This is a genomic window from Microbulbifer maximicatervae (SeqCode), from assembly GCF_052467825.1.
Genome location: NZ_CP174327.1, coordinates 771,091 through 795,333, shown reverse-complemented (window position 1 = coordinate 795,333; position 24,243 = coordinate 771,091). Strand labels below are relative to the sequence as shown.

Annotated in this window: 17 protein-coding genes; 10 read left to right on the top strand and 7 right to left on the bottom strand. The window is 48.8% G+C overall.

The annotated features are described in order from the left end of the window. The first annotated feature begins 82 nt into the window (after nt 1–82). The 4 genes from ACJJII_RS03445 (at nt 83) to ACJJII_RS03430 (ending at nt 7,230) form a co-directional block, all read left to right on the top strand. Entirely contained in the window at nt 83–5,281 is a 5,199-nt protein-coding gene (locus tag ACJJII_RS03445; protein ID WP_444918292.1) for a DUF748 domain-containing protein, read from the top strand. Between the two features lie 479 nt (nt 5,282–5,760). Continuing rightward, nucleotides 5,761–6,132, top strand: coding sequence for a hypothetical protein (locus ACJJII_RS03440; protein WP_444918291.1), 372 nt, complete (start codon nt 5,761–5,763; stop codon nt 6,130–6,132). 92 nt (nt 6,133–6,224) lie between these two features. Then, nucleotides 6,225–6,632, top strand: a complete 408-nt coding sequence (locus ACJJII_RS03435; protein ID WP_444918290.1) for a GFA family protein — start codon at nt 6,225–6,227, stop codon at nt 6,630–6,632. A 292-nt stretch (nt 6,633–6,924) separates the two neighbouring features. Next, nucleotides 6,925–7,230: a hypothetical protein gene (locus ACJJII_RS03430; protein ID WP_282931129.1), complete on the top strand. Its 306-nt coding sequence runs from the start codon at nt 6,925–6,927 to the stop codon at nt 7,228–7,230. Between the two features lie 70 nt (nt 7,231–7,300). On the opposite strand, the gene ACJJII_RS03425 is transcribed toward ACJJII_RS03430, so the two are convergent. From ACJJII_RS03425 to ACJJII_RS03415, 3 genes are all read right to left on the bottom strand, one after another. Then, on the bottom strand, nt 7,301–8,101 hold the full coding sequence (locus ACJJII_RS03425) for an ABC transporter permease (RefSeq protein ID WP_444918289.1): 801 nt from the start codon (nt 8,099–8,101) through the stop codon (nt 7,301–7,303). Further along, complete coding sequence (locus ACJJII_RS03420; protein ID WP_444918288.1) at nt 8,098–8,703, bottom strand: ABC transporter ATP-binding protein; 606 nt, start codon at nt 8,701–8,703, stop codon at nt 8,098–8,100. Before ACJJII_RS03420 ends, ACJJII_RS03425 begins: the two co-directional genes overlap by 4 nt. Nucleotides 8,704–9,411: 708 nt before the next feature. Continuing rightward, a complete protein-coding gene (locus tag ACJJII_RS03415) occupies nt 9,412–9,600 on the bottom strand; it encodes an ABC transporter permease (RefSeq protein WP_444918287.1) in 189 nt (62 codons plus the stop codon). Between the two features lie 838 nt (nt 9,601–10,438). Here ACJJII_RS03415 and ACJJII_RS03410 point away from each other — a divergent pair. From ACJJII_RS03410 to ACJJII_RS03395, 4 genes are all read left to right on the top strand, one after another. Continuing rightward, entirely contained in the window at nt 10,439–10,900 is a 462-nt protein-coding gene (locus ACJJII_RS03410) for a DUF2846 domain-containing protein (RefSeq protein ID WP_282931133.1), read from the top strand. A gap of 236 nt (nt 10,901–11,136) precedes the next feature. Further along, nucleotides 11,137–13,386, top strand: coding sequence for a DNA topoisomerase IV subunit A (gene parC, locus ACJJII_RS03405; protein WP_282931134.1), 2,250 nt, complete (start codon nt 11,137–11,139; stop codon nt 13,384–13,386). 137 nt (nt 13,387–13,523) lie between these two features. Then, complete coding sequence (locus tag ACJJII_RS03400; protein WP_444918286.1) at nt 13,524–13,973, top strand: MarR family winged helix-turn-helix transcriptional regulator; 450 nt, start codon at nt 13,524–13,526, stop codon at nt 13,971–13,973. Next, the gene (locus tag ACJJII_RS03395; protein WP_282931136.1) at nt 13,966–15,045 is read left to right on the top strand and encodes an HlyD family secretion protein; all 1,080 of its coding nucleotides are present in this window, start codon (nt 13,966–13,968) and stop codon (nt 15,043–15,045) included. The genes ACJJII_RS03400 and ACJJII_RS03395 overlap by 8 nt, the downstream gene beginning before the upstream one ends. 64 nt (nt 15,046–15,109) lie before the next feature. Here the strand turns inward: ACJJII_RS03395 and ACJJII_RS03390 are convergent, their stop codons facing one another. The 3 genes from ACJJII_RS03390 to ACJJII_RS03380 all read right to left on the bottom strand — a co-directional run bounded on the left by ACJJII_RS03390 (nt 15,110) and on the right by ACJJII_RS03380 (nt 18,724). Continuing rightward, nucleotides 15,110–15,529, bottom strand: coding sequence for a DUF2147 domain-containing protein (locus tag ACJJII_RS03390; RefSeq protein WP_108734638.1), 420 nt, complete (start codon nt 15,527–15,529; stop codon nt 15,110–15,112). A gap of 183 nt (nt 15,530–15,712) precedes the next feature. After that, nucleotides 15,713–17,179: a protein adenylyltransferase SelO gene (locus ACJJII_RS03385; protein ID WP_444918285.1), complete on the bottom strand. Its 1,467-nt coding sequence runs from the start codon at nt 17,177–17,179 to the stop codon at nt 15,713–15,715. Nucleotides 17,180–17,251: 72 nt separating this feature from the next. Then, complete coding sequence (locus ACJJII_RS03380; RefSeq protein WP_444918284.1) at nt 17,252–18,724, bottom strand: Ppx/GppA phosphatase family protein; 1,473 nt, start codon at nt 18,722–18,724, stop codon at nt 17,252–17,254. Nucleotides 18,725–19,109: 385 nt separating this feature from the next. Here ACJJII_RS03380 and ppk1 (ACJJII_RS03375) point away from each other — a divergent pair, with 385 nt between their 5' ends. Both ppk1 (ACJJII_RS03375) and ppk1 (ACJJII_RS03370) read left to right on the top strand, forming a co-directional pair. Further along, nucleotides 19,110–21,158, top strand: a complete 2,049-nt coding sequence (ppk1, locus tag ACJJII_RS03375) for a polyphosphate kinase 1 (RefSeq protein ID WP_444918283.1) — start codon at nt 19,110–19,112, stop codon at nt 21,156–21,158. 358 nt (nt 21,159–21,516) lie between these two features. Further along, complete coding sequence (gene ppk1 / locus ACJJII_RS03370) at nt 21,517–23,568, top strand: polyphosphate kinase 1 (RefSeq protein ID WP_444918282.1); 2,052 nt, start codon at nt 21,517–21,519, stop codon at nt 23,566–23,568. A 125-nt stretch (nt 23,569–23,693) separates the two neighbouring features. On the opposite strand, the gene ACJJII_RS03365 is transcribed toward ppk1 (ACJJII_RS03370), so the two are convergent. After that, nucleotides 23,694–24,203, bottom strand: a complete 510-nt coding sequence (locus ACJJII_RS03365; protein ID WP_444918281.1) for a hypothetical protein — start codon at nt 24,201–24,203, stop codon at nt 23,694–23,696. Nucleotides 24,204–24,243 lie beyond the last annotated feature (40 nt).

Genomic DNA, 24,243 nt, shown 5'->3' with positions numbered 1-24,243 from the left:
ATCCCCAGGTGCTGGTCTTTACTGTATGGGCCTAATTGCAGTTGTAATCTGCATAAAATTCATTTTCTGGCGCTTAATTCTAATGCCCCCAGAGCCCGCTTCTCAGAGTGCCTTTTTCCGTCGCTTAATCTGGTGGCTGCTAGCAGGGCTATTGCTGGTGGAAGTTCTTCACTGGTGGGCAGCAAATTGGGTACGGGTAAAAGCTGGCGACTGGATGGAGGAGCGAGGCCTCGAATTCCATGTGGATCACTTGCGTGTATCGCTGCTGGATCTAAGTGTTATAGCGATTGATGTAAAAGCTGAGAATCGCGAAGGGCGGGGATTCTCCGCTCATGAGGTAATGCTCGATTACAGCTGGTGGCAATTGTTATGGGGGCGAGCTCATTTACCCAAGGCATCGGTGAGCGGTGCCTATATGGACCTGCAATCTTACCCGGGTGAACTGTACCGGGAGTGGGAGGTGGGTGGTTGGAATCTTGGAGGTGGAGCGCGGCAGGATCGCGATTTCAGGCTGCTTATAGGTCGCGCCCAGATACGGAATAGTGAACTTTGCTACCTGCACAAGCCTATTTGGAACCAAGCTACCTGCGCAGCCATCGGCAAGCTCCAAACCGATAAATTCACGCTGGCGTTATGGCGCAAAGGTGATGTTCCCCTGAATGTAGATATTGCTATTGGGGATTTACAGGTCAGTGATTTATTGGCCTGGGAGGGAGGTAAATCACGATACAACACGGTGATAGGCAGTTTGGAAGGAACTCAGGTCAATTTTTCCTGGCCGAGCCTCAATACAGATCTTAACAAGTTTACTGCGGAATACTTTATAGGATGCCCGCCACAGCGCTGGGCCGATGCAATAGCAGGGCTGCAAAGCCTGATTGGACATTGCGCCTCCGCCCGCCGGCTTGCCGCAGCAGGTGATATGAAATTCGGGTTTGGCCGCAAAGCTCGTGCCCAGTGGCGGCAGCTCAATGGTGAGAGTGTTGTACTGAGGCACAGTGATCGCCTTTGGCAGGATTGGCGGGCCGGGGTTATTAGTATCAGTGAGTTTAATTTTGAGCGCCCGAAAAAGCGCTTGGGATGGAGGCGAGGCTTTGCCCAGGCATTTGATTGGTGTCCACGACATCTGCGTAACGCTAATTCCCACCTGTGTCTGCGAGCGGCTAATTTAGACCTGCCGGAAAAAACGGTTTTCGACTGGAACGATCGCTTAAAAATAAATACAGGGGCCAGTTCAATTAATCGGGGCTACCTCTTGGATATGGCTCGATCTACCAGCCATCCCATCAGGGCTAATAATGGCGTATTTGGTCCTCTTCAGTTTTATGCCAAAACGCGAATATTATCTTTTGCCCACCTCGCGATTGAAACAGCCAATGGGTGTGTACCGGGTGGTCTGTGGCAGAAACCCGATCACTGTGTCTCTATGGTTGGTCTCAAAAGTACAGAGGAGTTTGCCTTTCAGTTCGGCTCTGCTGAACACAATATTGATTGGGGGCTTTCCAGCGGTCCTCTACAATTGGCTCAATTTTCAATAGGTGCCAGAGGTCGTCCCAGAGCTAAACTACAGGACCTACGCTGGCGGGCCATTGATACAATAGGTCGTAACGGCCCGCTATCTGCTCAGGACTTTTTTATCCAGTCACTATCCGGGTGTTTGCCGCAGGACTTTCTCCCCTTGGATTGGCAGCCTTTGTGCGCACGTTTAAACAGTTTTTCAGGGCAGGGACATTTTGCCTGGCAGGGAGGTGAAGATGGCTATGCCATTTTGGGAAAACTGCGCCTTCACCGATTACTTCTAAATGATTCCGCTGGTGCAGGAAATGGCTTACTGATACAGCAGTTTGAAAGTGGCGATAGCTTATTTAAAAGAAAGGTTACAAATAATCCTTGGGTGGCGACCAGTCAGTTACCGGGTATTCCTCAAGGAGTTGGTGATGATAATTACGGCACCGAAAAAGGAAGACTGGATCAACAAAATATTGATGCGGATAAACATCCTGACGACTTAGGGCTGGCCACCATAGAAAACCCAAACCTGGATATAAAAAACCTTGTTTTGAAGAAACTGGCTGGCTGTCTCACTGAAGGTTGGAAAAGGTTATTTTATCGCGCCAATAAAAACCACGAAAATCTGCCAGTTTGCTTTGATATCCGCTCATTAGAGCAAAGGGAGCCACTCTTTATTTCCTGGCAGCAGGGGATAGATCTCTTTGTAAAAAAAATCTCCGTGGTTAGTGCTGAAGCGAAGACAAAGGGAGGTAGGAAATTATTTGACTTAAAAAAGATAGAGCTACCCCTTGCCAGGCTAAGGCATAGACGTACACCAGACTCTGAATCTTATATCGCTTTGCCCGGTGCAAATGCTGAGCAGTTGAGTGGCTGCTTTCCCGGCGGTAGGCAAGTGAGTTCACTAAATATTCACTGTGTAGATGTTGAGCGCCTTTCACTGGGAGATTACTCCTTCGTTTATTTCAGCCAACGCAATCTAATTGCCAATATGGATGACTCAGCAATTCAATCCGTGCAGCTGAAAAACCTGTCTGGCGCGAATGTTTTTGACATTGGAGGTGTACTTATACCAAAGCTAGAGTTGCTATGGTCCCGGGAAAAACCTACCCAGTCAAAAATTGCATTGCAGGATGTTGCTGCTGACAGAGTAACCTTGTGTCTTCCCTGGCTAGCAGAGGCGTATAAATCGATACCGACCTGTGTATTTGGGCAAGATATCCATTCGGTAGGGCAAAGCGGTTGGTCGATCGAAGAAGTGGAATTAAAGGAGGACTTTGAAACTGTACCCATGTTGCAACTGGGGCGAGTATTCACGAAGAAAACGTCTTTTTCCTCCAATACTCTCGATTTTTATGGGCTCAATATCGATGATGTTCTGCTTTGTGGGTTGAGATCTTATTCTTCTGAAAATGATGAAGATATGGGTCTTGCCGATTGCATTGAGACCCCACAAATAAGCTTTGGTGATTCCTGGGTAAAATTGGGTATAGATTCAGGCGCTCCCCGCTTGGATTTAGGGCCGTTAAAGAGTAAGCCTATCGCGTTTTGGCAAAAGGGTCGCGACTATTTAGAAGCTGGTGTGCAGGGCTTGGGTTGGAGTCGATTTATCTGGGATAGAGGTGCAGAGTTCTCAGTGTCGAATCTAAGCTTGCAGAATATCCGGGCGTGTACGCGGGATACGGGGCTTGCAGTAACTGTGGATAAGCTGAGTCGGGCCAGGGCAGGTGACTCCCACCATTGTTTTGGGGTTGATAAATTATCCATGCCGGGATTACAGAAAATCAAATTGTCAGACCCCTGGTCAGTTCAAGGTTCTGTAGAGTTGGTTGGGCTATCAATACCCAGGAAAAATTTGGGGCCACTGAAAATACCAAAATTTGAAATTGATAATATCTCCTTGCAAGGGGAATCTTTGGCGAAAGCCTCTGGTGCGAGGGGATGTATGCCAGGGGGACTATTAAAAGACGAAAAGATAGCGCCCTGTTATGAATTTGGGGCCTTTAGTATTGGCAAGGCAGAAGGTATTAATGGCACTGGCGGAAGGCAGCTTATCCTTTCTGGGATAAAAATAAGTAATGTACAGTTGCATGAGCAAAATTTCCCACAGGAATTGCCACTTAAACTTTTATCCGTATCCGGTATGGGGGCCGGGCACTTAAATATCAGTCGGCAGGGAGTTGACTTCAAGGATTTACAGTTTAAGGAAATTGCAGGATGTTTTCCCAGTGGTTATCTGGATCAGGGAGATCATTGCTTCAGCTTCTCGAGTTTAATGCTGGAGGGGAACTACCGCCGTGGTCAGGGGGCAGAACTTGCTGTTGTGAGGGTCAATGGCATAACTTTACTTTCACCCTCTGGGGAAGAGTTAGTGCACGGTGAAAGCATAACCTTGTCGCATTTGCTCTTTACCGATACCGAATGGCGCTTTGCCAGTGGTGAGGCAATTCACTTTCATTTTTTTGAGAGAAACCCGGATAGTTTGGATTTTGATCGCCATAGATGGATGGCTGATTTTAAGTCCCTGTGGGTTGAAGGTTTGAGCTATTACCGCCCTAAGAAAACACTCACTATTGGTTTTATCGACTTTCTGCGCCCTCGATTTATTCTCTTAAGGGATTTATCGGGGAAGTTTCCGGTGGCCCGAAAAATTAATGAACTGCGAGGCTTTGGTGGTATTGACACATTTGCTTTCAGGGAGAAGGGCAGCCCGCCGCTACTTTATCATCTCGGTGACCTCTACCTAAAACACGGCACTTTTAGTTGGGTAGACTATCAAGATGAATTCAGGGCCCGCTTACCGGTCCGGGATATCAACTTTAATCTCAGTGATTTAAGTAACTTGGCCGAACACCCCCCTGCGGTGATTGTTGTTAATGGAAGGCCTGGCGGATTTGGTGAGGTTCAGATAGGGGGAACTGTAGATTACTTGGGAGATAAAAAATGGAATGCTGATCTTACCGGATATCTCAGCAGCGTAAATTTGATACCTGCTACGCCTTATATGGCCAAGTTGTTGGGTTACAAAATTCTCCAGGGGCAGGGGGATGCGGTAGTTAATATTCGGGTATTTGAAAATGAACTCGATGGCTTTGCCGATATACGACTGGAAAAACTAAAAGTTCGCCGGGTGCGGAAAGATGATCAGCTACCGGTGAAGTCCACGCTGATTCCCTTGAATATTGCTCTATGGTTGCTGAAAGACGGGCGGGGGGATATCAAGTTTGGCATGCCTGTTAGCGGCAATATTCGCGATCCCAAGTTCTCCTTTAGTTTTGTATTTAGTGAGTTGCTACAAAAGGCAATTATAGATGCCTTGATAAGCTATTTGACTCCCTATGGCGTATATTTGTTGGCACGTTATGCCTGGGGGCGTTTCAGGGCGAAATCATTTGCGTCTATTGACTTTGAGCCTGGAAGTGCAAAATTAACTAATTTAGCACTGTCACAACTACAGCGTATGGTCTTTGTTTTACTTAAGAACCCTGACGCACGACCAGGAGTATGCGGCATCTCTAATGCCCGGGACTGGCAAGCCCTGTCCCCCTATTCCATGGCAGGTATGAGCAGAAGCGGAAGAACTCAAGTTGCTTTTTATCAAAACCCATCTCTGGAACTTCGTGAGGAACTTGAAAATTTGGCAATGGAGCGAAGCCGAAATGTCGAAAAGTATTTGATTGATGCGGGAATAGAGGCTTCAGAATTAATCCCTTGCGCACCTGACTATATTGGTAAGGATTTTGGTGATCCAAGGGTGGAATTTTCGAATTAAATAAGTATGTAACATTTATATCTTTATAAATAATGGAACAAATTTCCGTCGTCCCTTCCTGCCTTACAGATTGTGGTAGCTTCGTATCGCTATAGGTTTGTTAGGGTGTCAAGGCCGTTATTGAGGGCAGCGTTAATTATTTATTTTGCTGTAATTAGTGCGTATAAGATTGTTTGCCTTCTTTTTGTGAAACGATTCACTGTGTTTAAATATGCATCAGTTTTTCGGCTTTTTTTAAGATTCGTTATTTGCAGGGTGAGAGTTGGGACATTTTTACAGGTTGTTGTGTGGTTAAGTAGTCTCCAGATCTGCCTTTAGATTAACGTAATTTTCAAATTAATTTGAATTATGGCTTGCAAGTTGCTTCCTTGATGCGGTCGTAGAATTCCGGCATAGTGAGTCTGACATTCAATATATCAAAAATTTTTCTCCTAACATTGTGTGTGTTTTTAAGTTCTGAATACTCATTAGGGCTGCATATGAAAAAAATACTAATTATGCTTGTTTTTTTATTCGCCCCTCTTCTTTCCGCAGAGCAGGCGAAGGAAGAGCGGGAACCCCTAAAAACTATGTCCACTTGTTTGATCATGAATGGTTGGAATGCTTGGGGTATATGGCAGTATGATGTTTATGCGCTTGCCCGAGATAAGGTTCTTATTGGAAGTAAAGATAATCACTTTCTAATTTCTTCTGTGGATACTGGGTATTCTCATGTAATCAACGGGAAAACTGTGGCTTATTATCCCGAGGCTAAGTCTTTAAATGATCTAGGTGAAGCTTGCCAGGAAAATTGCCCGGTTAATTATGAGAAGCGGGTCAGCTGGTTTCAGCGACGCTGCAAGGAATATTAATAAAAGTTAGTTTGTAGTTTTATTTGTGAAAGGTTTCACAAATATTTGATTCTATTCGTTTCCTGATATAAGTAATAGTAAGGTAAAACAATATGACTCAAGTGCACGGAAGTTGCCTCTGTGGTTCAGTGACAATTAGCGCATCTTTGCCCTCTTCAAATCTGGGGGTTTGTCACTGCGGTATGTGCAAAAAATGGGGCGGTGGTCCTCTGTTGGCGGTGGATTGTCAAACCAGTGTTGAGATTACCGGTGAGGAACATGTCAGTGTATTTGATTCATCAATTTGGGCTGAACGGGGTTTTTGTTCAAAGTGCGGTTCGCACCTCTTTTATCGCTTAAAGGAAACTTCCCAGTACTCAGTGCCAGCGGGGATCTTTGATCTTCCGGCCGAGACAACAATGACCCATCAAATCTTTATCGATGAAAAGCCGGATTACTACGAATTTACCAACGATACCCAGAAGATCACGGGGCTGGAGATAGTTACCGAGTACTCATGATAGTGAGTGCTCGCTATCTATATGGGTATCTTTTAGTCAAGACGGAATATGCGCCCGGGATTCACTTTAGGGTTACTATAGCGTCCTAAGGCTGTATCGCCGCTCCCCTCAATGGTGATTTCAGCTTAGAAGGGTACCAAAAGGGTCATCTGCATGGGTTTCGCTCACTGCGGCGGCTCTTTTAGCATCTTTGCGTTGGTATCCGGATGTCTCGTTCTGGAAGCACCTAATCTTTTAAGGTGCCGAGAGCATTAAGATGTAATCGGAAGGTAATACGGACTGGCTAAATTCCATGACTGAAACCCAAATTGTAGAAATTTTCCTGGCCAACCAATGGTGGTCCATCCTGGCGTTGGTGGTAATTGTAATTGGCGTAACTTTATGCTGGTTTGGTGGCCTGATGGCTGCGTTGACGGCCTTGGGTAACAAGCGCTGGGTTTGGGGGATTGTAACGATCGTCCTCGGGCCGATTACCGGCATTCCCTATGCATTGCGTTACAAAGAGGCGGAATATGCCCGATCGCTGATGCTGCGGGGTGTATGGGCCTTGCTGGTAGGTCTGATTATCGCCGGGGCTATCTTATTCTTTGGCCGTTAAAGGTTAATAGAGCGCTGGTTTTCAGGTGTCCAGCGCTCCTTCCTTCGATCGAATCATCTCTCCACAGACTTTAGACATTTTTAATCAGGCGATCAGTGCGCAGGCGCTCCCGCTTATCAAAGAGCTGCCTTGAGGCCAGGGCAACGGCGAGAAAAGTGCCGAAACCGGTGCCTGATGCAATCGCAAAAAGAATCAGGATTTGATATTTGACGGCAATTGTAGGGGAGGTGCCAGAGAGAATCTGCCCTGTCATCATTCCCGGCAAAAATACTATCCCAGCGGCAGCCATGGAATTAATTGTCGGCATCAATCCTGCCCGCATCGCATCCCGCCGAAACTCCAAGCTGGCTTGTTGCCAGGTATGCCCCAGCATCAAGCGATTCTCAATAATATCCCTGGAGCGGTGCATACTTTCTGTTAGACGGTCCAGGCTTAGGGCAACACCAGTCATTGTATTCCCCAGCAACATACCTAAAAGAGGAATGGAATACTGGGGTTGGTACCAGGGAGTAGGGCCAATCAGTACGGCCAAACTTAATATGGTGATACTGAAAGCGGATACCAGCATTGATAAGGTGCCTACGGCAAAGCTCCAGCCACCGAGCAGGCGATACTTTTGTCGGGCTGCCACTTGCTGTCCGGCAAATAGCAGCATTGCCAAGGCCAGAAGTCCCACCCAAAGTAGGGTGCCAACTGCAAAAAGGGTTTCCAGTACCAGTCCTACCAGGGTGAGCTGAATAGCCGTGCGTAGAGCGGCAACAATTAACGATCTACTTAGTTGTAGTCGCGCTATATGAGTGCATACGGCTAGAGCCAATACCAACCCCGCTGCCAAAGACAACTGCCACCAGGACAGGTCGATTACACTCATCGATGGATCTCCTGTTTTTTCAGTTGATTACCAACAATGGCCAAGTGGCGGTGAGCTACCCTTCGAATCTGCTCCTGGCTATGAGCTACCCAAATCGTAGGCAGCTTGTGCTCCTCAATGAGCTCTGTCAGCCATTGCTCTACCTCCTGCGTAGATCTGGCGTCTAGGTTGGCAGTAGGCTCATCTAGAAGAAGCGCTTGGGGTTTGTAGGATATTGCGCGAATAAGAGCCAGGCGCTGCTTTTCTCCCGAAGACAGTCGATTGACTTGCCACTTTACTGCATCTTCAGGAAAGCCGAGAAGTTTAAGTGCATCATTCATAGGGGTTGCGAAGTGATCGCCGACAGTTTCTTCCCACCAGGCAGTCTGTGCAGGAACCAACATCACATGGTTTCTCCACTGGTGTGCTGGATATGTACTCTGGGATTTATTCTTAAAGCATATGTCGCCTGTGTAGGGTTCAAGGTCAGCTATGGCTCTGAGTAAGCGGCTTTTCCCTGAGCCAGATGGACCAGATAAGCAAATAATTTGGCCAGATGCCATGGTTAAATTTATATTTTGAAGACAACCTACAAAAATATTTTTTAGTACCAGAGTCGACATGAGTTTCGTGGAGATTAGTGTTTAATAGAAATTATCAGCAAATGATCATTTGTGTAAAGTAAGTTTTATCTTTTAATTTCTTATTCTTTGTATATGAATTTTGGGTCTTTCTTGGGTTGGGGAATGTCTTGATACTCTGGGGTTATGGATTAAATCTATAACCTGTAAAAATTGTAGACTCTGTTAAGGAAGGTGACAATGAAAATCTGGTGATATAAATTTGTAGGTATTGTTGTGGTTATTGTTTTGTAATTTTATCTAAGAATCAGTGGAAGAGAAAATTTTAGTCGTATCGATATTTTAATCTGTATGCCGGAAGCTATTATTTTAAAGGGCTTGATTTTTAATAAGTGCAGTCGGTAAAGGGTGGGTCAGTTGATAGAGTTGGTTCTTATCCTGATCATGAGGAAGGCACTAATGAGATAATTATAGTTGAGTGAGAACGGTATCAAATTTACAGCCTAAGAAAATTGGCACTTACAGAAAGTAGTAGAAAAGCTGTTGGAAAGACACCCCTTGTCGATCAGGTAAGAATTGAGATGTAGTACTGGTTTGCGTGGATGCTGACAAGGATAGGCACAGAAAGTGACTGCTGGTGAGTAGCAACAAATAGACATCACAACTCGGAAAGAAATAGGTTCCCAGTAGAGGGCAAGTTATATAAAGAGGCATACGGTTGTATCGTTGCAGTATGAGATGATCTATTCACTAATTTATTTTCAGCCCAAATGGTGGAGCCTTATACAAGGTACCAATAGCGATAAGGACTTCCAGTATGACCTCGACAAGAGGCAATTGAACCGCTGTGCGTACTGCCGCGACAATCAGTGACTTGCTGCGCTGTGATCGTGTGATATTGGAGCAAATTGCCAGGACGACTACCAACGTCACAGCCAACGATAATTGCCATTATCAAAGATGATCACACTAATTGTTACTTAATAAGCTACTCCCATTAATTTCAAAATGCCTGCTCTAGACTCGTTGGATCTGCCCTTTCTTATGGGGCGTCCAGGTGGTGGGATATTGGTGATTGCTGATTTCAACCATAAGTCATGCTTCTATTTTACTATTAGTATCTGTCTCCATATTGACACTGGGCCCATCCTGTAAAAAAGCTTGTGCGGTGTAGGAAAGCTCAAGAATAAGTGTCAAGCGTTGTTTCTCTATGAAAGGATAGCCGGCTTATCTGCCGGTCTGTCGTATTCTCGGGAAATCTTAAAGTGTTTAATGTATGCCCCATTGGTTGATTAAAGTTTTCGCCTATTGTTTCGTCCCACTAGGCATTTTGCAGTGGTACCAACATAACTTGCTGCCGCCACTTGTGATTTGCCATTTCCTTTTGGCTTTTGTCATCAAATGATATCAATGTCATGGGGTTCAATGTCTGTAATGGCTCTGAGTAGACGGCTTTTACCCGAACTAAAGGGACCTGAGGACAATTGATTTTTCCTGCCAGTACTTTTAGTTGTACTTTTTTAAGTGGGCCAATGCTCAGTGATTCCAGCTTTAGCTCAGGTATAATCGTGTCTATCTATTTCAATTTCCTTCACCTTAAAAGTCGGTGGAATACTCAAGCTTTGTGGATATGGCTGAAGAGTCGAGTTTTATCTCCCTGATCAATTTGATTAAAGGTTCTAGTTGGTAGTCAAGCTGATATGATGCGCGTCTGTTAACGCAGAAGCTGTACAAAAAACAGCCGTTAGCAGGTGTTAAATTATATTGGGGATAAAACATGTACAAAAAATTAGCGGTGCTTTCTATAGCTACATCTCTTTTTGCGGGTTGCGCGTCGGTTCCTATGGAGAGTGATGAGTTATCTAATAAAGCTAAAGAGTTCAATTCACCTACTGAGGGGAATGCTGGTCTCTACATCTATAGAGCTTCTGGTCCCGGTACTACTCTGAAGAAAGATATCTGGGTTAATGATGAATGTGTTGGTCAATCTGCACCCAACGTCTTTTTCTACCAGGAGGTTATTGGGGATAAAGAACATAAGGTCTCAACCGAGTCGGAGTTCTCCCCGAATGACCTACTGGTTGATGTAAAAGCAGGTGAAAATTACTTTATCGAACAATACATTAAGATGGGTGTGTTCGTTGGTGGTGCAGACTTGAAACTTGTTGAGTCTGAAGAAGGTAAAGCTGATATTACAAAATTAAAGCTTGCTAAAGCTGGCGAGTGCAGCCAGAAATAAAGTTGGCTCTGAGAGAGGCGCACTCAGTAGGTGTGCTTCTCGAAATTTTACCTGGGAGTCCTATTTCCTTAAGAATGCATTAGGCTGGTTCGATACCCACCGGACTTTTTGGGTAAGCTTTAGAGATTGTATTGAACTTACAATGAGCTTCTCCCCTTCCTTTTTCAGCTTCCCTTTGAACCTCCCGCTCCAGTCCGCCATAATCCGCTCCTTCCGAATCGAATAACGAGAGCTGTATGACCGACACCTCTGTTTATGAGGCCACAGAGCGCCTGCCGTTAAAGGAGTACACCGAAAAGGCGTACCTGGATTACTCCATGTATGTGATCCTAGACCGCGCCCTGCCGAATATCGGTGATGGCCTTAAGCCTGTACAGCGGCGTATCGTTTACGCCATGAGCGAGCTGGGCCTGAAGAATACTGCCAAGTATAAGAAGTCCGCGCGCACCGTTGGTGATGTGATCGGTAAGTACCACCCCCACGGTGATAGTGCCGTGTACGAGGCGATGGTATTGATGGCACAGCCGTTTAGTTATCGCTACCCCCTGATTGATGGCCAGGGCAACTGGGGCTCGCCGGATGATCCCAAGTCCTTTGCCGCGATGCGTTACACCGAGTCGCGCATGGGTAAATATTCGGAAGTGCTGCTGTCGGAGCTGGGTCAGGGCACTGTGGACTGGCAGCCTAACTTTGACGGGACCATGGATGAGCCCTGCGTACTGCCTGCGCGGGTGCCCAATATTCTATTGAACGGTACCACCGGTATTGCCGTGGGTATGGCTACGGATATTCCCCCGCATAACTTGCGCGAAGTGGTCAACGCGACTGTAGAGCTGCTGGAAAATCCCAAGGCCACAGTAGAAGAGCTGTGTGAGCATATTCTCGGTCCGGATATGCCCACTGAGGCAGAGATTATTACGCCGCGGGATGATATCCGTAAGATTTACACCTCCGGTCGCGGTTCTATCAAGATGCGCGCCCTGTGGAGTAAGGAAGACGGCGATATTGTCATTACTGCGCTGCCCCATCAGGTGAGCGGTGCCAAGGTGTTGGAGCAGATTGCCCAACAGATGCAGGCGAAGAAGCTGCCCATGGTGAGCGACCTGCGTGATGAGTCGGATCACGAAAACCCGACGCGCTTGGTAATTGTGCCGAAATCCAATCGGGTGGATATGGAATCGGTGATGAATCACCTGTTTGCCACTACCGATCTTGAGCGCAACTACCGCGTCAATATGAATATGATCGGTATCGACGGGCGCCCGCAGGTGAAGTCCCTCGATAAAATCCTGCGGGAGTGGCTGACTTTCCGCGCCACTACCACCCGCCGTCGTCTGCAGTTCCGTCTGGATAAAGTTGAGAAGCGCCTGCACCTGTTGGCAGGTTTGCTGGTTGCCTTCCTCAATATTGATGAAGTGATCGAAATTATCCGTACCTGTGACGAGCCCAAGCAGGAGCTGATGGATCGCTTTGAGCTCACGGATATCCAAGCGGACTACATTCTCGATACCAAGCTGCGCCAGTTGGCACGCCTCGAAGAGATGAAGATTCGCGGCGAGCAGGCGGAGCTGGAAAAAGAGCGAGATACCCTCACCAAGACCCTGAATAGCGAGCGTCGCCTCAAGACCTTGATCAAGAAAGAGCTTCTGGCCGCAGCCAAAGAGTTTGGCGACGATCGCCGTTCCCCAATTGTGGCTCGTGAAGAGGCCAAGGCGTTTAGTGAATCTGAGCTGCTGTCTTCAGATCCCATCACCGTTATCGTTTCTGAAAAAGGTTGGATTCGCGCGGCCAAGGGCCATGAAATTGATGCGGCAGCGCTCAGTTATAAGGCGGGGGACAGTCTCGGTTTTGCCGCACGGGGCAAGAGTAACCAGCCCGCGTTATTACTCGATAGCACCGGTCGCAGTTACTCCATTGCTTCCCACACATTGCCTTCGGCACGAGGGCAGGGCGAACCCCTCAGTGGGCGTATCAATCCCCCCTCCGGTGCCACCTTTGAGGGCTTGTTGATGGGCCCTGATGAGCAGCGAGTGTTACTGGCTTCCGATGCGGGTTATGGCTTTATCGCCAAGCTCTCTGATTTGCAGTCGCGCAATAAGGCGGGTAAAGCCATGCTGACCCTGCCCAAGGGGGCCCAGGTACTTTCCCCTCAATTGCTGGAGAGTCTCGATGACGTTCTGCTGGCAGCGGTGACCACCGAGGGGCGCATGTTGGTATTCCCTGTGACTGAGTTGCCGGAATTGTCCAAAGGCAAGGGCAATAAGATTATCAATATCACTTCGGCCCGAGCTGCGGCCCGCGAAGAGGTGGTCATTGGTGTTGCTGTATTGAAGGGCAGGGACCAACTGGTCGTTCACGCCGGTAAGCGCCATACCAAGATCAAGATCTCGGAGATGGATCACTATCGCGGCGAGCGTGGCCGGCGCGGCAACAAGCTGCCCCGGGGCTTCCAGAAGGTCGATAAGATCGAGGTTCTGGAGAAATAGGCCCATCCCGGATGCAGGTCGAAAGGGCGGTCCTAGTGACCGCCTTTTTTAATGGGGTTTTGGGATATTGATAACTCGCACATTGATGAAATAATAAGCAGGCTTATAATGAGCGGCCTTAGACAGGGAGAGCAGATATGTCCAGGGAAGATGCCGCTACTGAAATGAGTTTTGAACTACACAGTGCAGCACGGCTGCTGCGGCGAAACTTTGACCGCAGAGCCAAGGACCACGGGCTGAGTGGATCCCGCTGGCAGGTGCTTTGGCATCTACTGCGTGAGGAGGGCCTCAAGCAGGCAGAGTTGGCCGAGCGCCTGGACCTAGCGCCGATCAGTCTGGCCCGCCAGCTGGATAACCTCCAGCAGGAGGGGCTGGTGGAGCGGAGGCCCGATCCCGAGGACCGGCGCTGTTTCCGTATTTATCTGACGGGGCAGGCAATGCCGGCCCTTGAGTTACTGGGCGGCGTAGCCCAGCAGACCCGCAGTGAGGCACTTGCGGGCTTTTCCGCCGCAGAGGTGGATCAATTGCAGTCGCTGCTATTGCGGTTGCGCAAGAATTTGACACGTGAAGAGATTGAATGTGACTGAAAAGCTGTCCATTAAGCTAGACCGCGCCGGGCAACGAGAGTTCGCACTCTCCTTTTTCCTGGTACTGGCCGTCCTGATAGGGGGATGGAACCTGTTGCGCGGCAGCGATATTGTCGAGACAGAGAACGCTTACGTGAAAGCGGACAAGATTTCCCTGGCGCCCGAAGTTAGTGGTGTTGTCACCCAGGTGCTGGTGAGTGCCAACCAGGTCGTGGAGAAAGGGCAATTATTGATTCAGATCGACCGCACGGCCTTCGAACTGGCGGTGACTGAGGCGGAGGCGCGCCTGGCCCAGGTGCGCAACGAATTGCTCGCTCGCCGTTCAGAATATGCTGAAGCAGACGCAGCGTTGCAGCAGGCACGCAAAGATGCGGACTTTTACCGCCGCCAATTGGAGCGCAATGAAAAACTGAGCAAGGTGGCGTTTTCCGAGGCGGAGCTGGACAGCGCCCGCCAGCAGCTGGAGCGCGCTCGCGCCCAGATCACCATTAATGCTGAGAAGCTCTCCAGCTTGCGCGCTGAACTGGGAGGTGATCCCAGTATTGCCCTGGAAGAGCAGGCAGATTTAAAAGTGGCTCAAGCGCAGCTGGATACAGCCCGCTACCAGTTATCGCGCACGCGCATTATTGCTCCCGTGGATGGCACTATCGCCAATACCGTACCCAAGGTGGGGGAGATGGCCACTCTGGGCATTAACCTGCTGCAAATGATTGGCTCCACTGGCCTTTGGGTGGAGGCCAACCTGAAAGAGACCGAGCTGGGTCGCGTGCGCACGGGCCAACAGGCGGAAGTGACCCTGGATGCCTACCCGGATTTTGAGTGGCAGGCTCAGGTGGACAGTATGAGCCCCGCCAGTGGCAGTGAGTTTGCTTCCACACCGCCGCAGAATGCCAGTGGCAAGTGGGAGAAAGTCGTGCAGCGGGTGCCGGTGCGATTGCGTCTATACCCCCTCAAGGATTCTCCGCCTCTGCGCGCAGGTATGAGCGCCAAGGTACGAATTGATACCAGTGAAGACGATAAAGTGGTGTCGGCCCGTGCAACGAGCGGTGAAAGCGGCAGGGTGGTGCTTTAACTGGGTTTGAGAGAGAGGTTTCTGGGCCCGATAGAACTCGGGCCCGAGAGCTGCACCTAGTTGCTTATTGAACTCGGTGCCAAGTTTGGGTGCGGTAGAGGAAGCCCAGGTAGCCGCGCAGCTTAAGGGTGTTGTCATCCTCCAGCCAGACTTTAAGGTCGTAAACCTTGCCTTTTACCGGGTCGAGAATTTCCCCGTCCTCGTATTTTTTCCCTTTCTTTTCCAGCCCGCTGATGACATCCATGCCGACAATGGGCTTACCTTTTAGGTCGCCTGGGCACTTGTCGCAAACGGTGTCGTTAGGCTTCATCAGAAGATCCACTACCTTGCCGTAATACTTCCCATCCTTCTCATAGATATTGACGATGGACTTTGTCTCTCCGGTCTCGTCATCGATAGTGCGCCAGTTGCCCAGGATATCTGCAGCACTGGCCTGCAGGGCGAACAGCAGGCCAAAGGTGGCCAGAAGCAGGTTTCTAATCATCACTTATTTTCCTATGTAAAGTAGGGTGACCCGGATATTACATCAAGTCACCTGCGAGGGCAGTGGGCTAGTCGTCATCAGGTAAAATCTAACAGTCAAAAAGTAGCATTTGGCCACATATCCCTGCCTTTTCTCTCTATTTGTCCCAATTTCGGGACCTTTGTGAGTTACCCAAAGGCACCTTTAAGAGGAACAGCTCAAGGGGATACGCTTGCCGGATTCTGGCGGTGCACTGGCCCAGACTTCCCGCTCCGGGTGCTCGGCGAAAGGGGATTGCAGTAACTGGCGCAGAGTCCGCAAAGGATGATAGTCGCCATCTTCAGCAGCCTCGATGACCTTCTGTGCCAAATAGTTGCGCAGAATGTATTTCGGGTTGACTGACAGCATGGCCAAATTGCGCTCCCGGGAGTTATTTGCCTCCCGGGTGAGGCGGCGATCGTAGTGCTCCAGCCATTGATCCAGGGCGCTGTGGTGAGTGGGTTTGAGTAACTCGTGCAAAGCGCTGGCCGGACGCTCCCCCCGGTAGTGGGCCAGGGCTCGGAAAAACAGGCTGTAGTCGGCTTGGCCGTGTTGAAGCAACTTCAGCAGTTCCGAGCAGAGGGCCTGGTCGCCATCTTCTTCTTTTTCCAGCCCCAGTTTGGCTCGCATACGTTGCGCATAGGCTTCGCTTACCACCGGCTGGAATTGCTCCAGGCATTCGCGCAGAGCGTCTACACCGACAAAGGCCGACAGTGCATGGGCGAGAGCATTCAGGTTCCACAGCACGACACCGGGCTGTTGCTCAAAGGCGTAGCGGCCGGTGTGGTCGGAGTGATTGCAGATAAAAGTGGGGTCGTAGTCGTCCAGGAAGGCGTAGGGTCCGTAGTCAAAGGTGTCGCCAATAATCGACATGTTGTCGGTGTTGAGCACGCCGTGGGCAAAGCCTACGGACTGCCAGGCTGCAACTAGCTCTGCACTGCGGCGGGTGGTAAAGCGCAGCAATGCTTCAGCTTGGTCGCCCACTGCCATACCCTCTGTACCCGGTATAAAGCGTCGGCAAATAACCCCGATCAACTCCTGCAGGGCCTCCAGTTGTTTGGTGTAAAACAGGTATTCAAAGTGACCGAAACGCACGTGGCTCTCTGCCACTCGGATCAGCATGGCCCCGGTTTCGATTTTCTCACGGGTGACAGGTTCGTCGCTTCCGACAATGCACAGTGCCCGGGTGCTGGGAATACCGAGGCCGTAGAGTGCCTCACTGGCGAGGTACTCCCGTATGGTGGAGCGCAATACTGCGCGGCCATCACCAAAGCGGGAGTAGGGCGTTTGTCCTGCACCCTTTAAATGCAGTTCCCAGCGCCGGCCTTCACTCTCGATTTCACCCAACAGCAGTGCTCGCCCATCCCCCAGGTCAGGGTTGTAGACCCCGAACTGGTGACCGGTGTATTTCATCGCAAATGGGCGGCTTCCCTTAAACAGGCGGGCGCCGCAGCCCAGCTCGGCCCAGGCGGGGTCAGATTTCTCATTGGGATCTATTCCCAATAGTTGCAGCACTGAAGGGTTGGTGTCGATTACCTTGGGGTGGCGAAAAGGAGTGGGTGCTATGGGGGTGCCAAAGGCTTCCCCCATATCCGCATAGTGGTGTTTGAGAGTGACTTCGCTCAGTTTCATAGCTTTTGATTGTAGGGTGAATATTCGAGTAAAACGCCAGTGTCCAGAGTGGCTCACAAGGGCCCCTGGCTCTTATACCGCCGTTATCTGTAGGGGCCGATTTTGCGAGCGCCAGTGTTGCTCTTCCTGCTCCAACAATTCTGCAATTGCCGGGCTATCCTCCAGCCACTGTTGATCGGCTTCCAGGTGATAGGCGTCTCCCTGGTCATATAGCTTTAAGCCATCCAGGCTGCGTTCGGTGCGGTCCCTGTGAATAATACATCCGAGGCGCAGGCATAACAGAAGGTCTGGGCTGGGGTGGAAGCCATAGTGCTCCCGTGGCGGTTTGATTCTTCCCCGTTGGTTGTGCACCAGATAGGCCAGGTGCTCCTGTTCACTTTTGGCAAATCCGGCCATATCGGCGTGTTTAACCATATAGGCCCCCAGCTTGCGGAAGCTACTGTGAGTTAGGGCCAGGCCGGTTTCGTGCAACTGGATAGCCCAATGCAGTCGCACCTTGCCTTCTGGTGGGTATTGGGGGCGCAACTGCTGCAGGAGCTTGAGTGAGGTGGAACTGACACGTTTAGCCTGGTTGGTATCTACCTGCCAGCGCTCTACCATGGCGGCAATCGTATCTGCACGTCGATCCCCGCCGTGCAAGCGCCCGGCCAAGTCGTGCACTATGCCCTCGCGGATTGCATAGGGTGAGACTTCCATACGCATAATGTCGAGTTCGCAGAATATTGCATGCAGTATCGCTAAGCCGGCAGCGAATACCGGCCGACGCTCTTCATCCAGGTAGGGTAAATCCAGGTCCGAGATATGTTTGGCGGAGGAAACCCGGTGCGCAAGCTGATCGATATCCCCGCGCTTGATCGCCTTTACTTCGCCATCATTGCAAATCCTGGCAACCGCTTTGATAGTCCCGGAGCAACCGGTAACTTCCGCGCCTTCGGCAATATGCTGTAGCTCCTGCAATTCGGCCCGCGCCGCTCGCCGCGCGCGTTGGAAGTGGTTTACGGTATTGCGGCTGATCAGGCCATCAGCAAAGAAACGTTTACTGTAGGAAACACAGCCTATATCCAGGCTTTCCAGTTGCTGTGGAGTATCACCACCGCGAACCAGCTCCGTGGAGCCACCGCCAATATCAATAATGCAGCGCAAGCGAGGGGGGCCATTGGCGGCGGCGAGAACCCCGGTGAAGATCAGGCGGGCCTCCTCGATACCGCTGATAATTTCCACCGGCACTCCGAGTATTGATTCCACTTCTTCCAAAAAACCATCGGCATTGGCCGCAGCCATGCGCAGTGTATTTGTACCCACAACACGCACATGGTCGAGGGGCAGTTTATCCATCACTGGCTGAAAGCGTTGCAGAGCGGTCAGGGCCCGTTCGGTTACCGCCGGGTCCAAGTGGTGGTTAATATCCAGCCCCTCGGCCAGGCGCACCATGGCTCTGTCTGTGTGCAGGCGTACCATGCGCTGATCGCGAAATTCCGCCAGGAGCAGATGGAAACTGTTTGAGCCCAAATCTAGGGCGGCATAGCGTTCGTTTGGAGCTTGCATCAATATCCCGTTGAAAGCGCTAATGTATGGAGTCGGACGCTCTATTATTCATTTTGCCACTTTTCAGTCCAATAGTGAGTGCAGTCAATTTACAGCGCACCAAAAAGGCGCCACCTGTAAAAGTGTTACAAAATTATTAAATATCTTTTATAAATAAAAGATATTTTTTATTTATTTGTGCCAATTTATGGACTGAAACAGTGTGGCAGAAAACTGTGAAGCCATACTAGATCGTTATATTGCTATAGTCGCTTGCTCACAGCCACATTTCAGTGGCATATTTCTTTACTTAATCTTGACCCTCAGCCCCGTGTTAAGACTGCTTCCAGAATAATCTGGATTTTTAAACTGCCGTCAGATACTGGGTGCGTTTTATGGTTTTGCAATGTCTAACGATGTGCCTCTATTTCCCAAAGAGTTGAGCTGGCTTTCATTTAACGAGCGTGTTTTACAGGAGGTGGAAGATGAAAGTGTGCCTGTTATTGAGCGCGTACATTTTTTGGGAATCTTCTCTAATAACCTAGATGAGTTTTTCCGTGTGCATGTTGCAGCGGTACGTCGTTTAGCAGCCTTTTCCGTTGGCGGAGAAAAGAAGGAATACTACAGTAGTCTATTGCAATCGATTAATAATCGAGTGTTGAGGCTACAGTTGCGCTATGCGAAGGCCTATAACAAAGCTTTAAAGGATCTGGCAAAGCATGATATCCATGTGGTTAGGGAGACTTCGCTTAGCGATAACCAGCGCCAGTTTGTAGAAAGTTACTTTCACCGGGAAGTGCTGCCAGAGTTGGAGCCATTCTTTATCGACGGGCGCAAGCCCATGCCTTTGATTAATGAAACCAGTATCTATTTTGCGATAGCACTTGAATTGGATGATGGTACCGAGCGCTATGTGGCAATGGAGATTCCTACGGATACACTTCCCCGCTTTGTGGAGATTCCTCCACGGGAGGGGAAGCGGGAGAAAGTCTACATCGTTCTCGATAATATTATCCGGGGATGCCTTAAAGAAATATTTCGCCATGTGGTGCCTATCGCTAAAGCCAGCGCCTATACCTTTAAGATCAGTCGCGATGCTGAGTTGGAGTTAAGTGAAGAGGTAACCCAGAATATTCTCGATCGAATGGAGCGCTCACTAAAAAAGAGAAAGCGCGCAGATCCAGTGCGTATGGCATACGATGGTGATATGCCTGAGGCTTTACTGGAGTTGGTGAAGAAGAAACTGAAAATGGGGCGTTATGATACCTATACCCCCGGTGGGCGTTATCACAATTCCAAAGATCTGATGAAATTCCCGGGAGAATCCGCCCGACTTCGCTATAAGCGCCTCACACCACTGCCAGCCTTACCGAAAAATGAAAGTGTATTTTCACAGCTATGCGCAGGGGATCGGCTTTATTATTATCCCTATTATGACTTCCATGCGATTGTCAATTTCCTGGCCTCTGCCGCACTAGACCCTCAAGTTAAAGAAATTCGGATTAATCTCTACCGGGTAGCAAAGAACTCCCGTGTAGTTGCGGCTCTGGTTAATGCGGTTCGCAATAACAAAAAAGTGACTGCGGTGGTGGAGTTGCGGGCACGCTTTGATGAAAAGGCCAATATCCATTGGTCCCATGAGTTGAGCGATGCCGGGGTGAATGTGGTGTATGGCATGCCCAACCTAAAAGTACATTGCAAGTTAATTTCTGTGCTTCGCCGCGAGGATGGCAAAGATCGTTTCTACAGCCATCTTGGCACCGGTAACTTTAATGAGAATACAGCGAAGGTCTATTGCGATTTTAGCTTATTGACCAATAACCAGGAGCTGGGTCGGGACGTGTACAATGTATTTGAGTTTATGCAGGCACCGCGTAAGCGCCCTTCTTTTAAACGTATTATCACTTCACCATTTTTCTATCGGGATGCGATTACTGCTGCGATAGATCGTGAAATTGATGCCGCCCAGGCAGGGAAGGAAGCGGCGCTATTTTTCAAGTGTAATAACCTTGTGGATAGTCAGATTATTGAGCAGCTGTATCGTGCCAGTGCCGCAGGTGTAAAAATTCGTATTATCGTTCGTGGGATGTGTGCATTGGTTTGTGAAACTCCGGGCGTATCAGACAATATTCGTATTATCAGTTTGGTAGATAAGTACCTGGAGCATGCCCGGGTCTATATTTTTCACAATGGTGGTGATGAGCTGATGTGGTTGTCTTCGGCAGACCTGATGAAACGAAACCTGGATCAGCGAGTTGAAGTCACTTTCCCGCTTATGAATCCGGAGCACCAGGCTACAGTTCGCAAAATTATGGAATTGCAGTGGAGTGATAATCAGAAGGCGCGGCTGATTGATGCCAAGCAAACAAATTCCAAGTTGGCTAATGAGGGACGAAAAGGTTGTCGATCCCAGGATGCCATCTATCGCTTTTTAAAGCAGCGTGAGGCGGAGTAGTATAGATCGCCAATAATGGGCTGCAGACCTTCCTTAGATTAAATGGTGACCCTTCAGTTTGTCTGTGGGGTCACAAATACCATTTGCACTGCTAACATCATTATTCTACCCAGTTTAGGCTTCACTCTTGATAGCGTGCATCTTTTCTCTATTTATTGATCCCGCTACCAAGATAGAAACTCTACTGTTGGTTTTATAGCCGATATCACAAGGAGTTAATCCAAAAATACGCTGTCACCTTGTTCTATTATTTTATAGTTAGCCAGATTTTAAGCTCTGTACCAGTGGGCGGATTTGGGGAGACTGGTATCTGTATTTTGGTGACCAATAGTAGAAGCGTTGGTGAAGTGCTCTATCTATGCTAAATGATATTCCTCTATTTCCCAGCGAATTAAGCTGGCTATCTTTTAATGAGCGAGTACTACAGGAAGCTGAGGATGAAACAGTCCCGGCTATCGAACGGGTACACTTTCTTGGAATTTTCTCCCAGAATATGGATGAGTTTTTCCGCATTAAGGTGGCTGGTGTACGGAGGTTGGCGAGTATTGATTCTGGTGTGGGGCAGAGGGAGCACTTTTCCCAGCTATTGAAAACTATTAATGATCGTATTTTGACACTTGAAAAGCGCTATGCTGAAGCTTATGTCAAAGTGTTATCGGGATTGAAAAAACATAGTATTTATCTTGTTCGAGAAGATAGCTTAAATAGCCATCAGTTGGGATTTGTAAAAAATTATTTCCATAGCCTGGTTTTACCGGAGTTAGAGCCTTTTTTTATCGATGGCAGGTCAGCAATGCCATTGCTGAGTGACAACAATATCTATTTCGCTATCACTTTGAATTTAAAAGGAGAGCCAAGCAGATATGCAGTTATGGAGATTCCCACTGCTATTCTTCCCCGCTTCCTGGAAATCCCATCGCGCCAAGGCAGGAAAGAGAAAGTTTACATCGTTCTGGATAATATTATTCGAGTGTGCCTGGAAGAAGTCTTCCGCAATGTTCTGCCTATTCTTTCTGCCAAGGCATATATGTTCAAGATAAGTCGGGATGCAGATATTGAGCTGGGAGAGTATGTCAACCGGGATATTCTCGAACGTGTTGAACGGTCACTCAAACAGCGTAAGCGTGCAGAGCCGGTACGTCTTGCTTACGACATGGAAATGCCTAATACGCTGTTGGAGCTGATTAAGAAAAAGCTGAAGATGGGGTCCAGGGATAGTTATACCCCTGGTGGGCGTTATCACAACTCCAAAGATCTTATGGGCTTTGCCCCGGACTCCAAAAGTTGTCGGTATAGAAGGCCGGCACCGCTCTTATCTTTATCCACCAGTGAAAATATTTTTGACCAATTGCAAGACGATGATGGATTGTTCTGTTATCCGTACCATGACTTTTGGGCAATAACAAATTTCCTTGCTTCGGCCTCTATTGACCCGCAGGTAAAAGAGATACGTATTACCTTGTATCGAATGGCGAAAAACTCAAGGGTAATCGCGGCGTTAATTAATGCGGCTAGAAATAATAAAAAAGTAATTGCGGTTGTTGAATTGCGGGCGAGTTTTGATGAAAAAGCCAATATTTATTGGTCCCGTAAATTAATAGAAGCGGGAGTGTTGGTTGTTTACGGCGTTCCTGAAATGGAGGTTCATGCGAAGTTAATTTCTGTAGTCCGCCGTGAGCAGGGAAAGAATCGTTTTTATACCCAGTTGGGAACAGGAAATTTTAACGAGAGTACTGCTCGTGTCTACTGTGATTTCAGTGTGTTGACTAATGATCAGGGAGTGGGTCGCGACATCTATAACTTGTTTGAATTTATGCGATTCCCCAATACAAAACAGGTTTTCAAGCATATTATCGTTTCTCCTTTCTCATTGAGAAGTTCCTTTGAGCAGGCCATAGACCGGGAAATAGAGGCGGCCCTCGCTGGGCGTAAAGCTGGCATATTCTTTAAGTGCAACAGCCTGATAGACAGCAAACTGATTGCCCACCTTTATCGGGCGAGCGCTGCGGGAGTAGAGATTCGATTACTTGTTCGCGGTGAGTGCTCTTTGGTGTGCGACACCCCTGGATTATCCGACAATATTAAGGTGATCAGTTTGGTGGATAAGTTTCTGGAGCACGCAAGGATTTATGTGTTTCATAATGGTGGCGATGAACTGATGTGGATGTCCTCTGCGAACCTGAAAAACCGCTGTCTGGATCAACGGATCGAAGTCACTTATCCGGTAACCAATTCTCGACACCTCCGAACCATTAAGAAGATCATGGAATTACAGTGGCATGATAATCAGAAGGCCCGCTTAATTGATGCCGGTCAAACCAATACCAGATTGGCTAATGAAGGGAGTAGGGGCTGTCGGGCCCAGGACGCTATTTACCGCTACTTGAAGAAGCATTCCCAGAGGTACTAAAAAAGGCAGAAGGGAAATTGTACGGTGCCCAAGAGCGTATGGGCCTAGATGCTTTACAAACCTAATCGGGTGTCTTCACCGCATGTCTCAAATACGGTCTATCACGCTAGAGGCAACTCTTTTCTTTAGTTGGGGCTAAATCCCACCAGTTGTCCATCACTAAATGAAAAACGATATCCCTGGCCCACCTTCAGCCGCTGGCCGCAGGGGGATTGAATCGTAATACGGGGATATTGTGGTGTTGAGATCCAGGTCGCAAAGTCGCCTCTAGGTCCGCGTCCCAGCAGCTGGTAATAATCTCCATAGTTACAGAAGGCTGCTGGCGTACACCTTTCCGCGCCCCAGACATAGGCAATCACGTCGAACTGTTGGGGGAGGCCGTATGACTCTACGAACGGTTGTCGCGGATTTTCGGTAAAAGTAAACACTTCATCAAAGGACAGGGTTGGAAACCCCCGGGCGGGGGTTGCGCAGCTAACTACGTGGGGTTTTCCTGTGATTCGTGCGTAAGGTGGTGGGCGCTTTGCCGGCGGAAGCTTACCGGGGATGGACATCTCGCTGGGGAAATAGCCGCAACCGCTGGTCGTCAGCAGGGAAAAAGTTGTGGCAACTAGAGCCCAGCGAAAAATATGCACGGATTATCCGCTCCCTTGGAAAAGTCCTCCTACCAATATA

What these genes read in the sequence shown, in the direction of transcription:
- ACJJII_RS03445 (WP_444918292.1), top strand. Translation starts at nt 83, where the DNA reads ATGCCCCCAGAGCCCGCTTCTCAGAGTGCCTTTTTCCGTCGCTTAATC.
- ACJJII_RS03440 (WP_444918291.1), top strand. Translation starts at nt 5,761, where the DNA reads ATGAAAAAAATACTAATTATGCTTGTTTTTTTATTCGCCCCTCTTCTT.
- ACJJII_RS03435 (WP_444918290.1), top strand. Translation starts at nt 6,225, where the DNA reads ATGACTCAAGTGCACGGAAGTTGCCTCTGTGGTTCAGTGACAATTAGC.
- ACJJII_RS03430 (WP_282931129.1), top strand. Translation starts at nt 6,925, where the DNA reads ATGACTGAAACCCAAATTGTAGAAATTTTCCTGGCCAACCAATGGTGG.
- ACJJII_RS03425 (WP_444918289.1), bottom strand. Translation starts at nt 8,101, where the DNA reads ATGAGTGTAATCGACCTGTCCTGGTGGCAGTTGTCTTTGGCAGCGGGG.
- ACJJII_RS03420 (WP_444918288.1), bottom strand. Translation starts at nt 8,703, where the DNA reads ATGTCGACTCTGGTACTAAAAAATATTTTTGTAGGTTGTCTTCAAAAT.
- ACJJII_RS03410 (WP_282931133.1), top strand. Translation starts at nt 10,439, where the DNA reads ATGTACAAAAAATTAGCGGTGCTTTCTATAGCTACATCTCTTTTTGCG.
- parC (WP_282931134.1), top strand. Translation starts at nt 11,137, where the DNA reads ATGACCGACACCTCTGTTTATGAGGCCACAGAGCGCCTGCCGTTAAAG.
- ACJJII_RS03400 (WP_444918286.1), top strand. Translation starts at nt 13,524, where the DNA reads ATGTCCAGGGAAGATGCCGCTACTGAAATGAGTTTTGAACTACACAGT.
- ACJJII_RS03390 (WP_108734638.1), bottom strand. Translation starts at nt 15,529, where the DNA reads ATGATTAGAAACCTGCTTCTGGCCACCTTTGGCCTGCTGTTCGCCCTG.
- ACJJII_RS03385 (WP_444918285.1), bottom strand. Translation starts at nt 17,179, where the DNA reads ATGAAACTGAGCGAAGTCACTCTCAAACACCACTATGCGGATATGGGG.
- ACJJII_RS03380 (WP_444918284.1), bottom strand. Translation starts at nt 18,724, where the DNA reads ATGCAAGCTCCAAACGAACGCTATGCCGCCCTAGATTTGGGCTCAAAC.
- ppk1 (WP_444918283.1), top strand. Translation starts at nt 19,110, where the DNA reads ATGTCTAACGATGTGCCTCTATTTCCCAAAGAGTTGAGCTGGCTTTCA.
- ppk1 (WP_444918282.1), top strand. Translation starts at nt 21,517, where the DNA reads ATGCTAAATGATATTCCTCTATTTCCCAGCGAATTAAGCTGGCTATCT.